Below are 12,329 nucleotides of genomic sequence, written 5' to 3' on the forward strand. Positions count from 1 at the left end.
GTTATTTTTTTTTATTTACTTCATTTTTAATTTGATCTTCTGTTGGATTGATGGCAACAAGCCTGCCCGCAGCGTCAAAAAGATAGCTTGCAGGCATCTGCTCAACTCCAAAAGCAATGGCCGACTTGGCCTCAAAGCCCTCAGGGTCGTTTAACTGCATATAAGTTATCTTATCTTTTTTAACCGCGGCAAGCCATTTGGATTTATCCTTATCCAACGAAATGCCTACTATCTCAAGATTTGCTATTTTATACTTTTCATAGAGTTTTACCAGCTTCTTATTGGTTACGCGGCAGGGTCCGCACCAGGATGCCCAAAAATCGACAAGAACGACCTTGCCTTTTATGGGCTGAAGATCCATACTCTTCCCTGAAACATCAGTCAGGGTTAGCTTTGGCAGTTGGTCTCCGGGCTTTATCTGCGCATTAGCAGACATTACAAACAGGCTAAAGACTAGTACGAATATTATACTATGCTTCATCTTATTTTATGGTTTCAATTGTTTTTCCGCAAGTCAGCATTTGCGATCCATAATAAGGATTCTTTATCCCCTTCTCCTGGCTTAACCAGTTTGCACCTTTACCCTCATTAAACATTGGGCAGTTGTTATAATACAATGGCTGAGACAAATCTGCAGTTTTCGCAAGAGCATACATACTTTCAGAAAGCCCTGCGAAAAGTGTTCGCTGTTTCTTCAGATCAGATGTACCTGCAATACCTTTTGCATTTGCCGCAAGTTTATCCTTAACCTGCATCCAGACTTTATGCTGATTTGCTTTAAGGCTTGCCATAGGGACACCCTTAATTACTTTATCCAGTTCTCTTGCTGCTGTTGCGGCCTGTTTAGGATCAGATTTCACTAAAGCTTGCTGCAGGTTCAAATAGGATGTAATGACTGGTAATAATTCCTTTGACTGTGAAACAGTCTCAGTGCTATTTTGTTCTGCCGCCTCAGAATGTTCATCACCTTTAGAACCTTCGGCTCCCTGAGTACGCTCATACTGACAGCAGCCATGCAGGTTGTTATATACTTCCTTTGGAGCAAGGAATTTTTCATTATCGTATCCTGTCAGCGCAATCTTTTTCAGCACCTGCTCAGGATTAGTCTTTTTGGAATCGTAAGTAATTGTAGCCAGCTGTGTGTCTTTATCCCACTTAACTTGTGATTCTTTTTTAATACTTCCTGCTTTTTCTATTGTGCTTTGGCACATTCCGCAGTTACCGGATACTTTTGCTGTCACTGTTTGGGCGTTTTTTATTTGCGCCTGGATATTAAATGTTGATGCCAGGGCAAATGCCGACACCATAAGCTTTTTATATAGACTCATGACTAATAATTTAAAATGTTAGGAAAATGGCGCAGGTACCTTTTTTGCATACTATAGGCAAAAAAAGGCATTACAGCAGTCCTGAAAGGACGCACCTTTGGCTGTTACGAAATGAGTCTAGCTTATTTTAGGCGGAAGTCGAAGTGAATTCATTGCCGAAGTAAAAAACGCTTCAGTATACACGAATACACGCTTTTTAACAGATATCATGACAAATTCATGCTTAAATTGAAGGGTAGGCACTACAGTGAATACAAAACTGCAAACCGACGTGCAATTGCAGGAAGAATGTCCGCATTTGCCATCGCAGTCGTGATGGTCTTTATTTGAGGGCGTCGAATCCTTTTCTTTTTTACAGCATTCCATTCCACACGATTCAGGAGTTTCCGTACGATGCCCTTCAGCCTGATGCCCACAGGCAAAGGCTGCTCCTGGACTTAACAAAAAGCCCAGGGTCATCAGTAGTATAATATGAAACTTCTTCAAGTGCATGGGTTTGAACTACAAAATTATAAAAATTGTATAAACACTTTGCTTTAGGCAGAAAAAATGGTGGAATAAAATCCAAAACTCCGCCGACTACAAAATGTCTTTGACAAAAGTATCAGTTATAAAATGATTTCCGTTTATAATATTTTGGATTTGATGTATAGTATTTTTGGATTTAAACTTACATATCTGAACAATTTAAATATTTTAGAATATCGGCAAATGGTTAATGAACAATGATTGCATCTTTTAAGTGACGTAGATTAAAATTCGTGTTGGAATGTTTATATATTGAATCACTAAAAAAATCCCTGAAATAATCAGGGATTCTAAATACACTGCATTACCAACCACTTTCAGTAGTGCAATACACTGACCAACCGTGTGCGAAATTATAATCTATCACAAAAGTTTTCAAAACGAAATTGCACGTAAATTTTACAATATTTTACATATAAGGATTATAGTCAGAACTAAAAACTGACATATCTTTTTCCAGCAATAACAGGAAAAGAATGCTATTTTGCCATTACTTTAATTCCTTGGTGAGGGAATAATGTTTTTGTAATGCCTCATTTAAATTGTGTTCAAGATCATGAAAATTTGATGTTTTATAAACGCACCCCGCTACACTTGATTTGGTTACCTCCCTGGCATGCTCAAACATAAAAGGTGTTGTGTACGCGTAAATTGGTATATCTTTTGTCTTTTTATCCTTTTTAAGCTCAATAATAAACTCTTCGCCGGATACGATATGCATATCTAGGTCAGTAAAGATTATTTCAGGAATTTTTTCGGTAATTGCAAGGTAGTCAAGTGCGTCCTTACCGTTGGAAAATTGTATACATTCAATAGCAGAAGATATATCATGGACAATCAAACAAAATAAGTCTCTGTCGTCACTATCATCTTCTACAAGCATAATAGATTTACGGAGCATATTAAATATAATTACAGTAATAATGACGAAAATAGTTACTTGGAAAGAAATATTTTTATAATATTTTACATAAAGAATTATAGTTAAATATTGAATAATACCATCTTAATAAGTAAAACTGAAGGATTTCATTTTGAACGAAATCCTTCAGGTACACTCACTTAAATTAATGAATAAACATATTACATCGGTGGAAGAAGTACTTTATTTATTACGTGTACAACACCATTGGAGGCCTGTACGTCTGTCGCTGTAATAGTAGAAACCCTGCCATTTGCGTCAGTAATGGATGCCCCGCCTTCAAGGTTAACTGTAAAGCTTCCCCCCTGAAATGTGTTTACGGTCATATTGTCCATTAACGAGGCCGCTAAGACATTCTGTCCTGCTACTACATGATATTTAAGCGTATTCTCCAATGTTGCCTGAGGAATCTGAGCCAATCCTGAGAGATTAAGTTCTGTCAATAGGCTTGCGAATGCTGCATTGCTTGGTGCAAATACAGTAAAAGGTGCACTTTGGCTTCCCGAAAGAATACCGGCAAAATCGGGCTGGTCATCTCTTGTCAGTGCCTGAACAAGAATCGAGAAGTCCGGGTTAGCGATTGCATGGCTGGTCACCGTAGGTAGATCAATTACATTCCCAACAATGTGAACTACTCCATTGCTCGCCATTACATCTGCTGTAGTCACCGTAGCACCTCCATTAGATGCACCACCGTTAATGACAACACCATTTGCCGTATTAATGAACATGCTTAGCGTGTTGGTACTGGATGCACTCCCCTTTGCCAGGGTCTTCACATACCCTGTAGCCAATGATGATGACGTAGCAGTACCTGAAACAACGTGATTGAGAAGTATCTCTTTAAGTACAGGTACGGGAACAGCTTCAAGGTTAGCAAATCCTTTTTGTTGCAGGAAAGCAGTAAACGCCTGGTTAGTTGGCGCAAAAACCGTAAAGCTACCGGTTCCGTCAAGGGTGGCAGTCAGGCCTGCTCTGTCAAGGGCATCCACCAGTATGGAAAGGTTTGCATTAGATGAAGCAATAGCTGCTATAGTGTTGTTCTGTGGCATCGTGTCGTTATCGTCATCACTGCACGACACCAGCGGAATGAAGGCTAGTGCTAATATTGCGACTCCCTTCCTCAAAAAATCTTTTTTCATATATTTTTATTTTTAGGTTTGTAAGACAAAATTATGATGGAATATTTTGTTTACATAAAAACAAAAAATAATTAAACAAAAAATTAAGTTTTGTTGAAGTATCCTAGAATTAATGCTGAGAAGGACAAGGAAAAAAACCAGATTTCGTGGGGTAAAAATGGTTTTAATAAATGCTTTATTTGATAATAAGGCTTAACAAAATATAATTACTGCCTAACATAAAGACAGTTGTAAATAAGAGCATACAAAATAACCCATGTAAAGATTTAAGATAGTTTTGCAGCGATATCGTGCAGGACACTAAACCTCTTGAAACCCTCTTGTTCAGATATGTTTAATTCAGAGGTTCTGCGCCCTACGATCCATAATTCTGAGTGGTTGTCTCTCACTTTCGATAAAAGTGCCTCTACATATTGATCTAAAGGTTTTTCCTCCGGTAGGACGGTCAGATAGGTAATAAATGTTACACCCCTGAAAAGCCTGGTTATCTCTGAAAGGCTGTCAAGTGGGATGTTGCTTCCCAGGTATACACATCCCTCACCCCGGGCCGTGATCAAATATTGCAAATACATCAGGCCAAGTTCATGGATTTCGCCAAATGGAAGAAACAGGACATATTTAGCAGCTATACCTTTTCTAACCTTTCTGCTGCATAAGGCTGTCTGTTGCATGACCACCATACGGATCAGGCAGCTTATAAAGTGTTCATGTGCAGGCTGGATAGTTCCAGTTTGCCACATCAATCCTATTTCTTCAAGAAAGGGCATATAATACGAAAGGAATACTTTCTCAAACGGCATTTTTGCAAGCAGATGATCTGTGGCATCAAGAAAAAGGGGTTGATCAAAGGTCATCATGGAAAGCTTAAAAAGATGTATGGTGTAGTTAACATCCTGCCTGCCGACCCGGATTTCCCCAACCATCATCTCAATTTCCGACGTACCCATTTTTGCTACCTTGGAAATCTTAACACCATACTCTGTCAGCAGAACGATGTTAAGGAGTTTACGAAGTTCTTCAAGTCCATAATAACGTAGATTATTACTTCCACGCTGAGGCGACAACATTCCGTATCTTTTTTCCCATATTCGGATTGTATGCGCCTTTACCCCGGTAAGCCCTTCCAGATCACCTATGGAAAATACTGTCTTGATGTTATTCATGCTGCATTAGAATTTATAGAGTGTGTTAATAAAACAATAAAATTGTTTACCATAATATTCTATAAAGTTAAACAAAATTTTATAACTTTATAAAACTAAAGTTGTCATTACCTGATTATCAAACCTTATTGCTATTGCGATAGATTCACGGCAGTTTCTATAAATGGCAATGCAACTAATACCGATAAGACATGAAAATACTTTTGACAGGTGCGACGGGTTATATTGCACAGCGGCTCCTGCCTGTGCTCTTGGCGCAGGGGCATGAGGTTATATGCCTTGTCAGGGATGCAGGAAGGTTCGACACTGGAAAATTTGATGGTGCTAACGTTCCCCTGATTATGGAAGCTGACCTATTGGACAGCGCAAGCCTTAAAGCGATTCCTGAAGATATTGATGCTGCTTATTATCTGGTCCATTCTATGAGTGCCGTTGGTGAGTTTACTGCACTTGAGGAGCGTGCAGCCCGAAATTTCGCCTATGCCATCGCACATACCCGGGCACAACAGGTAATTTACCTGACCGGCATCGCTAATGATACTAAGCTCTCACCACACTTAGCATCCCGCAAAAATGTAGAAGAAATACTTTCTATAGGGAGCGTCCCGCTGACTGCTTTACGTGCAGGCATTATCGTAGGCTCCGGTAGCGCTTCCTTTGAGATTATTCGCGATTTGGTTGAAAAATTACCTATAATGGTGGCTCCAAAATGGTTGAATACCCGATGTCAGCCTATAGCAATACGCAATGTCATTGAATTCCTTTCCGGAGTTCTTTTAAAAGCAGATACCTATGGTAAGCATTTTGATATCTATGGGTCTAATATACTTACCTACAAGGAAATGCTGCATCAGTTTGCAGTACAAAGAGGGCTGAAAAGATGTATTATTACCTTACCGGTGATGACACCCCGACTTTCTTCTTATTGGCTGTACTTTGTTACTTCCACTTCTTACCCTCTTGCAAGAAATCTGGTGGACAGTATGAAAGTAGACGTGGTTGCCGTTACTAACGATTTGAACAGCTTACTAGGCATAAAGCTGATACCCTACCGTGAGGCAATCGAACTTGCTTTTGGAAAGATTGAACAGGATATGGTGCTGTCTACCTGGAAAGACGCGCTTGGTGGGGCGCGAAAGGCTAGATTGTACGGAAAAATAAAAGTGCCGGAATTTGGAGTGTTTACTGACGTAAAGACAATGAAGGTAACAGATCCTAAAATTGCAGCAGACAGGATTTTCTCAATTGGTGGTGCCGCAGGCTGGTACTACGGGGACTGGCTGTGGAATTTCAGAGGGTTTCTAGATAAGCTTTTTGGAGGTGTGGGCCTTAAACGCGGCCGTAAAAATGCTTCAACCATTTCTACGGGCGAATCTCTTGATTTCTGGAGAGTGATTTATTCCAACCGCAATGAAATGCGGCTTTTGCTATATGCTGAAATGCGACTTCCGGGAGAAGCATGGCTCGAATTTACTATTGTAAACGGCCTTATCACACAGACTGCGACATTTCGTCCATTAGGGCTTTTGGGAAGACTTTACTGGTATATGGTACTCCCATTCCACTACTTCATTTTTAATGGGATGATAAAAAAGATCGCATCTTAAAACAAAACAACATTTACACTGAAGAAGCAGTATCAGTGTTCGTCATCTTAGAAAATGATATTAATATCGAAAGCCCCCTTAATTAGGAGGCTTTCGACTAAGGTGTGGACCGAATTATAAATAATCCTGAGCTAAAAGTAATCAATAACTTTGGCTCCTCATAGCTATATAACAGCTATTTGTCAAACAGCGTAAAATTTTATAACATTAATGTAAAAATTACGATGTGAACTACATGAAAGACAGCCACAATATTTAAAAGCTAATGTGGAATGTAGCTGCCAATCAACTTCTGTTTTTAAGTTGTTCGATTCTTCCTTCTTACCTAAACAACAATTTTAGGTGACAATACGTAACCGGTAAATGAACTTTTGTATAATTGCAATCCATATTGTAGTGAAGACCATGGTCAGGGCAATCACAGCAAGCGTAACCTGGTAAGTATAGCTGCCGATGAGCTTGAGGTCAAATGCCATAGTCATGAGTACAAAGCTAAACTCTCCAATCTGTGAAAGCAGTGCACCTGCATAGACACTATCGCGCCAACTGTGTCCTGTAGCTTTGAAAACCACAGCATTGATAAGGCTGTTGATGATAAGTACCGAAAAAGCAACAAAAAGAATTGTCCCGATATTCTCCCTGATAAAACCCAACTGTATCTGGAGTCCTATTGAAATAAAGAAGAATGCGAGAAAGAACACCCTGAAAGGCACCAGCGACCTATCTAGCCAGCGGGTGGCCTTATCCTGTCCTATTACAATTCCGGCAGTAAATGCTCCAAAGGCACCCGAGAGGCCAAACCATTGCGTTACCCATGCCATACCGAAACAAAGCGCAAAACCTATAAACACTTGTAGGTCATGGTCGACGAGGATATCTTTTTTAAAAGGGATCTTAAAGAGTTTTTTTATAAAGGCAGCTCTCAGGAAGGCCACAGTCAGCATAGCACCGAAAGTAACCTTAACGAGATCAGAAGGTTCTACCGAACCGCGTGCCATAAAATTCAGCGTAAGCATCATTGGGACAATAAGGATGTCCTGTATTAAAAGTACCCCACAAGTAATAAGCCCCAGTGATGAATTAATTTCCCCGTTTCGCGAAAGATACTGGAATATTATGGCAGAACTACTCAGACTAATGATGAATCCAGTTAGCATGATCGTGGTATAAGACCAGTTTAGGTAATAACCAATACCGTACATAAGTCCAAGGCTAAGCAGCAACTGGGTAAGCGCAGCCAGCAAAGGTTTCTCAAAATTCCTGGTCAGGCTAGGCAGATTAATTTCAGCACCAATAAAGAACATCAACAGTATAATGCCCAGTTCACCTAATTGTTCTATGGTTTCACCTTTACCAATGATACCAAAAACTTCAGGTCCCAGTAGCACACCCGACAGCATATAGGCAATAAAATAAGGTTGTCTCAATTTTCTGAGCAGCAGGATGAGCAGCAGAATAACAAAAGACAATACAACAATACCGGTAAATATTTCAGAATTCATAAATACAGGAATGGGTTAATAAAAAAAGGCTGTCCTGCATTTTGCGGGACAGCCTTCGTCAGTCAAGAAAATTAAAGCGAAATCGAAACTGTCAGATTATTATAAATTAAGCGATCTCAATTAGCCTCGGCGCTTTCCTTCTGGCTTCATCCCTTTTCGGAATGGTAATGTGAAGCAGCCCGTTCTCATAATGGGCATTGATATTATCCTCATCCACTACCTGTTTAGGAAGCTCAAAGCGGCGCTGGAATGACTGATAACTGAATTCGCGGCGAGTGTAATTGTCCTGCTTCTCTTCATGGCTGTTTCGCCTTACCGAAGAGATGGTTAGCAGCGTGCCGTCAAGCGTGATGTTAAAATCCTGTTTCTCCATACCCGGAGCGGCCACTTCCACCTCAAAAGATTCGTCGTTTTCTTTGATGTTTACAGACGGGATGGTTGTACTGGTGGACGAAAAATTAGTGTTTCCCCAGTTAAAAAGCTCGCGGGTGAACAGATCATCAAATCCAGGAAATGCAGGGAGCATACTCCCATTTCTTTTCATTAGTGTCATAATACTTACTTTTTAATTAGTTATACAAAAATTTAAAGAACATTGCGGCTGGCTAACCGCTATAACAATTAGTAAACAAACAAAATGCCAATAGACAAAAATGACATTTTTTCAGTCTCAAAAATGAAATTTTGACACAACAAAAAATGAAATTTTGACAGCCTATGCTCATATATAGCTCATCACTTAAGCTTTACATATGTTTCATACTATCTATACGCTTTAAAATCAATGATCGCAAACGCTCTTCGTGTTCATCTCCCCAATTTCCGATAGTTGCGATTACCGGAATGAGTGTTTTCCCAAAATCTGTGAGGCTATATTCAACCTTTGGTGGAACAACAGGGAAAATAACCTTTGATACAAGTTCGTGTTCCTCTAATTCTTTCAGTTGGATATTTAAAACCCTGCGCGTAGCATCCGGTATTTTGCGTTGCAATTCACTTGGCCTTTTATGTCCCTGATCGATAAACCAAAGCAGACGTATTTTCCATTTCCCATAGAGAACTTCACCTATTAGGTCAAGGCCGCAATTTAGGTTAGGTATTGTTTTTCTTTCATACATATTACAAATGTAATCCTATGTCCTTATATGTACAATAAGGGAAAAATTTATCCCTATATGAATCGTAACTCCGTACTTGTGAGGAACTAACATACTTCAGAGATTTGTACAAAGAAATTTAAATAAAATATACGATGGATTATAAAAATGAATTATCAGGCAAGATTGCCTTAGTGACAGGAGGTACAAAAGGAGCCGGAAAGGCAATTGCAGAAAGACTGCTTCAAGCCGGCGCCACGGTAATTATTACTGCGAGGAACTTTTCAGAGGACAAAAACAGCAAACTGCATTTCATTCCTGCCGATTTAAGTGAGGCACAAGGAGCAGAAAAAGTAATCAATGAAGTGTTATCTACTTATGGGAGACTGGACATCCTTGTAAACAATCTCGGTTCTTCAACAACGCCTGCAGGAGGCTTTAATGCCTTAACTGATGAGGACTGGATATCAACCCTACAGGCTAATCTGCTAGCTCCTGTCAGGCTGGACAGAGGATTTTTACCTCAAATGCTTGAGCAAAAAAGCGGTGTGATTATTCACATAGCCTCTATTCAGGGTATACTGCCCCTATATGATTCTACCTTGCCTTATGCCGCTGCAAAGGCAGGATTAAGAAACTATAGTAAAAGCTTATCAAATGAAGTAACACCAAAAGGGATCCGTGTGTTAACCGTATCTCCCGGATGGATAAATACGACAGCATCAGAAGCCTGGCTGGGCGAGATTGCAAGAAACGCTAACAGCACCGTGGAAGAGGCGCAGCAAAGTGTAATGGATGCCCTTGGCGGAATACCTTATGGCAGGCCTGCGGAGCCTGAAGAAGTAGCTGAATTAGTTGGTTTTCTTGTTTCACCAAGAGCCAAATATCTGACGGGAACTGAATTTATAATTGATGGAGGTACCGTACCGACAATTTAATAATCTAAAAAAAATAATAACATGAACTTACCGAAAGTAATTATAGACCTGGTTAATGCTCAGAACAGTTTCGACAGCATTGCCTACGCGAACTGTTTTTCTGAAACCGCGGTAGTATTTGATGAAGGCAAAACGCATAACGGCAGGAATGAGATTCAGCATTGGATCAATCAATCAAATGAAAATTACAAATCAATGATGAAACCCCTTGAATATACCGGGAATGGAACTTCAGGGGTACTATCGGCAGAGTGCTCCGGCACATTTCCGGGAAGCCCGATTACCTTAAAATTTCATTTTGATGTTATAGATGGACAAATTCAGCATTTAAAAGTGACAGGGTAAGAAAAAAAGAGAGACCGAAAATCAGTCATTCTCCTTGATTAAATACAGAAGGTATGTATTCATAATTTACTCTGGGCTTGGCACCTCATTAATTTGCACCATAAAAGACAATATAATTTCTGAACAGGATCTATCTCTAACTAGCCCTGTGTGATTCCACAGAATTAAGACCGATCCTGAAAACTAAAATCTATTGCTATTAAAATTTTGTTAATCTGTTTTTATGATTAATTTACTGATTTTTAAATTTGCATTGTTCAATTTCATCAAAATCCAAATGTTATTATTGACCCTTCTTCGGAAGGGTTTTTAATTATTGCTGTATGACACCGGAAGAAATAAAACGCTACTTTATTGAAAATCCACCGCCGAAAGAAGTAAATTGGAAACCTCATGCAAAGATTACCGACACACAGGCATTTCTTAATCACACTTTTGTGCTTATTAATAACCACAAAGGTAATTTGGAAACCTGCCCTGCCTGGTGGCGGTTGAAAGAGTTTTACCAAGATATGCAAAAACAAAAAAGACCTGATTAAAGCAATAATTTTGATGTTGGGCATGTTGTTTCGAAAAAAAAAGCTGCCCGGAGAAGGGCAGCCTTTTATGTAAGCTGTATTATTTTTGAACAATCGGTGTTCTAAGTGATTCTAAAACAGCTACAATATCCGTATAAAGTTCTGTATTTGAGGCAACACCGTTTGCATTGGCTGCAGCGCCTACATAACCTACAAATTTAGTGTAATCTGCATCGCTTGCTTTGGTGCCCATGCGTTGGTTAACAGCCGGATCGTGTGCCGAAACCATATCTAAGCCGGAATAGGTATTAACTGCATTGGTCCCTCCTGTATTGAAGGAAAAGAAATCTGTTAGATTATCCGATAATTTAGCAATATTTGTAGTTTGGGTTGTACCTGTCTCTGCTAAAAGAGGTGCAAAGTGTGCCTGTAAATTACCTGAAGCATTAGACTGGATATCAGCTACAATTAGTCCTATTGCTGAGTTAACAACCTTACGGTAACTAAGGCGTCCCTGCTCGATCATTTGACCGTCGTTATCCGGATCAGCTACCATTGTAGTTCCTCCAAGCCTTTCATAAATTGTTGCTTTAACGATTGGTTTCGTTTCATCATCGCTGCTACATGAAAGCAAAGCGGTAGATGTAACCAGCAGCAGGCTAAATGTAATTTTTGAATAAAATTTCATAATAAAAGTATTTAAGGTTAATTGAATAATTGGTTGATTTTTTTAGAAAGCTTGTAACTCGTGCTATTTTGATCCACTGGACAAACTTCTTGCGAAGCCAAGTTTGCGGGCAGAATATATCGCTTAGCCTGATAAGGCCTTTTAGACATCAGCTCATCAAATACTTTCTTGGAACTGGTAATGTTATTATTATGAAAATACACCACGACGTTTCTTTTCACAATGATAGAATCTGATGTAAGGCCTTTTATAGTCCTCAAATCAGAACAGATTTGTTTTGCCTGTAGCGAATCAATGTCAGACATAAAATCAATTCTGCTTACCTGCAAATTAGGAGTATCATAAACAGCAGGTTTCGCAGTTATAATATGAAATAGTAAAACTGCTATTAGCAATACAAAGACTCCGCTCACAATAAAAATAGCTCTCCTGATCTTTTTATGTAGTTTCATGGTTGTTAGGTTTTAGATTGTTTACGCTTATTTTGCATGTATGGTTTTAAAAATTTCTTTATTTCTATTAATTTAGAATTGTTTTAAACACCAAGAAAT

At 39.3% G+C, this 12,329-nt stretch carries 15 protein-coding genes; 4 read left to right on the forward strand and 11 right to left on the reverse strand.

Going from position 1 to position 12,329, the window contains the following annotated elements; translation table 11 throughout:
* Position 1 precedes the first annotated feature (1 nt).
* From ACFSR3_RS12925 to ACFSR3_RS12950, 6 genes are all read right to left on the reverse strand, one after another.
* Entirely contained in the window at positions 2 to 481 is a 480-nt protein-coding gene (locus ACFSR3_RS12925) for a TlpA family protein disulfide reductase (protein ID WP_379821491.1), read from the reverse strand.
* A gap of 1 nt (position 482) precedes the next feature.
* Complete coding sequence (locus ACFSR3_RS12930) at positions 483 to 1,328, reverse strand: DUF3347 domain-containing protein (RefSeq protein WP_379821492.1); 846 nt, start codon at positions 1,326 to 1,328, stop codon at positions 483 to 485.
* Positions 1,329 to 1,445: 117 nt separating this feature from the next.
* On the reverse strand, positions 1,446 to 1,814 hold the full coding sequence (locus ACFSR3_RS12935; protein ID WP_379821494.1) for a hypothetical protein: 369 nt from the start codon (positions 1,812 to 1,814) through the stop codon (positions 1,446 to 1,448).
* 532 nt (positions 1,815 to 2,346) lie between these two features.
* The gene (locus ACFSR3_RS12940; protein WP_379821495.1) at positions 2,347 to 2,739 is read right to left on the reverse strand and encodes a response regulator; all 393 of its coding nucleotides are present in this window, start codon (positions 2,737 to 2,739) and stop codon (positions 2,347 to 2,349) included.
* A gap of 200 nt (positions 2,740 to 2,939) precedes the next feature.
* Positions 2,940 to 3,920 carry a fasciclin domain-containing protein gene (locus ACFSR3_RS12945; RefSeq protein ID WP_379821498.1) on the reverse strand — a complete coding sequence of 327 codons (981 nt, stop codon included), beginning with the start codon at positions 3,918 to 3,920 and terminating at the stop codon, positions 2,940 to 2,942.
* A gap of 266 nt (positions 3,921 to 4,186) precedes the next feature.
* On the reverse strand, positions 4,187 to 5,083 hold the full coding sequence (locus ACFSR3_RS12950; protein WP_379821499.1) for a MerR family transcriptional regulator: 897 nt from the start codon (positions 5,081 to 5,083) through the stop codon (positions 4,187 to 4,189).
* Between the two features lie 191 nt (positions 5,084 to 5,274).
* Here ACFSR3_RS12950 and ACFSR3_RS12955 point away from each other — a divergent pair, with 191 nt between their 5' ends.
* Positions 5,275 to 6,690, forward strand: a complete 1,416-nt coding sequence (locus ACFSR3_RS12955; RefSeq protein ID WP_379821501.1) for an SDR family oxidoreductase — start codon at positions 5,275 to 5,277, stop codon at positions 6,688 to 6,690.
* Between the two features lie 338 nt (positions 6,691 to 7,028).
* On the opposite strand, the gene ACFSR3_RS12960 is transcribed toward ACFSR3_RS12955, so the two are convergent.
* From ACFSR3_RS12960 to ACFSR3_RS12970, 3 genes are all read right to left on the reverse strand, one after another.
* Positions 7,029 to 8,192: a cation:proton antiporter domain-containing protein gene (locus ACFSR3_RS12960; RefSeq protein WP_379821503.1), complete on the reverse strand. Its 1,164-nt coding sequence runs from the start codon at positions 8,190 to 8,192 to the stop codon at positions 7,029 to 7,031.
* A gap of 106 nt (positions 8,193 to 8,298) precedes the next feature.
* On the reverse strand, positions 8,299 to 8,745 hold the full coding sequence (locus tag ACFSR3_RS12965) for an Hsp20/alpha crystallin family protein (RefSeq protein WP_379821504.1): 447 nt from the start codon (positions 8,743 to 8,745) through the stop codon (positions 8,299 to 8,301).
* A 193-nt stretch (positions 8,746 to 8,938) separates the two neighbouring features.
* Entirely contained in the window at positions 8,939 to 9,310 is a 372-nt protein-coding gene (locus tag ACFSR3_RS12970) for a winged helix-turn-helix transcriptional regulator (protein ID WP_379821507.1), read from the reverse strand.
* A gap of 134 nt (positions 9,311 to 9,444) precedes the next feature.
* On the opposite strand from ACFSR3_RS12970, the gene ACFSR3_RS12975 reads away from it, so the two are divergent.
* From ACFSR3_RS12975 to ACFSR3_RS12985, 3 genes are all read left to right on the forward strand, one after another.
* Positions 9,445 to 10,227, forward strand: a complete 783-nt coding sequence (locus tag ACFSR3_RS12975; RefSeq protein WP_379821509.1) for an SDR family oxidoreductase — start codon at positions 9,445 to 9,447, stop codon at positions 10,225 to 10,227.
* A gap of 21 nt (positions 10,228 to 10,248) precedes the next feature.
* Complete coding sequence (locus tag ACFSR3_RS12980; RefSeq protein ID WP_379821510.1) at positions 10,249 to 10,572, forward strand: nuclear transport factor 2 family protein; 324 nt, start codon at positions 10,249 to 10,251, stop codon at positions 10,570 to 10,572.
* 323 nt (positions 10,573 to 10,895) lie between these two features.
* Positions 10,896 to 11,111, forward strand: a complete 216-nt coding sequence (locus ACFSR3_RS12985) for a DUF6965 family protein (protein ID WP_379821511.1) — start codon at positions 10,896 to 10,898, stop codon at positions 11,109 to 11,111.
* 79 nt (positions 11,112 to 11,190) lie between these two features.
* Here ACFSR3_RS12985 and ACFSR3_RS12990 read toward each other — a convergent pair whose 3' ends face one another.
* Positions 11,191 to 11,778, reverse strand: coding sequence for a hypothetical protein (locus ACFSR3_RS12990; protein WP_379821512.1), 588 nt, complete (start codon positions 11,776 to 11,778; stop codon positions 11,191 to 11,193).
* A 17-nt stretch (positions 11,779 to 11,795) separates the two neighbouring features.
* Positions 11,796 to 12,230, reverse strand: a complete 435-nt coding sequence (locus ACFSR3_RS12995) for a hypothetical protein (RefSeq protein WP_379821514.1) — start codon at positions 12,228 to 12,230, stop codon at positions 11,796 to 11,798.
* Positions 12,231 to 12,329: the final 99 nt, after the last annotated feature.

The sequence above is a fragment of the Flavobacterium suzhouense genome (assembly GCF_042684765.1).
Taxonomy (GTDB): Bacteria; Bacteroidota; Bacteroidia; order Flavobacteriales; family Flavobacteriaceae; genus Flavobacterium; species Flavobacterium suzhouense.

Excerpts from the sequence above, each read along its gene's own strand:
- ACFSR3_RS12925 (WP_379821491.1), bottom strand. The coding sequence starts at position 481 with ATGAAGCATAGTATAATATTCGTACTAGTCTTTAGCCTGTTTGTAATG.
- ACFSR3_RS12930 (WP_379821492.1), bottom strand. The coding sequence starts at position 1,328 with ATGAGTCTATATAAAAAGCTTATGGTGTCGGCATTTGCCCTGGCATCA.
- ACFSR3_RS12940 (WP_379821495.1), bottom strand. The coding sequence starts at position 2,739 with ATGCTTGTAGAAGATGATAGTGACGACAGAGACTTATTTTGTTTGATT.
- ACFSR3_RS12945 (WP_379821498.1), bottom strand. The coding sequence starts at position 3,920 with ATGAAAAAAGATTTTTTGAGGAAGGGAGTCGCAATATTAGCACTAGCC.
- ACFSR3_RS12950 (WP_379821499.1), bottom strand. The coding sequence starts at position 5,083 with ATGAATAACATCAAGACAGTATTTTCCATAGGTGATCTGGAAGGGCTT.
- ACFSR3_RS12955 (WP_379821501.1), top strand. The coding sequence starts at position 5,275 with ATGAAAATACTTTTGACAGGTGCGACGGGTTATATTGCACAGCGGCTC.
- ACFSR3_RS12960 (WP_379821503.1), bottom strand. The coding sequence starts at position 8,192 with ATGAATTCTGAAATATTTACCGGTATTGTTGTATTGTCTTTTGTTATT.
- ACFSR3_RS12965 (WP_379821504.1), bottom strand. The coding sequence starts at position 8,745 with ATGACACTAATGAAAAGAAATGGGAGTATGCTCCCTGCATTTCCTGGA.
- ACFSR3_RS12970 (WP_379821507.1), bottom strand. The coding sequence starts at position 9,310 with ATGTATGAAAGAAAAACAATACCTAACCTAAATTGCGGCCTTGACCTA.
- ACFSR3_RS12975 (WP_379821509.1), top strand. The coding sequence starts at position 9,445 with ATGGATTATAAAAATGAATTATCAGGCAAGATTGCCTTAGTGACAGGA.
- ACFSR3_RS12980 (WP_379821510.1), top strand. The coding sequence starts at position 10,249 with ATGAACTTACCGAAAGTAATTATAGACCTGGTTAATGCTCAGAACAGT.
- ACFSR3_RS12985 (WP_379821511.1), top strand. The coding sequence starts at position 10,896 with ATGACACCGGAAGAAATAAAACGCTACTTTATTGAAAATCCACCGCCG.
- ACFSR3_RS12990 (WP_379821512.1), bottom strand. The coding sequence starts at position 11,778 with ATGAAATTTTATTCAAAAATTACATTTAGCCTGCTGCTGGTTACATCT.
- ACFSR3_RS12995 (WP_379821514.1), bottom strand. The coding sequence starts at position 12,230 with ATGAAACTACATAAAAAGATCAGGAGAGCTATTTTTATTGTGAGCGGA.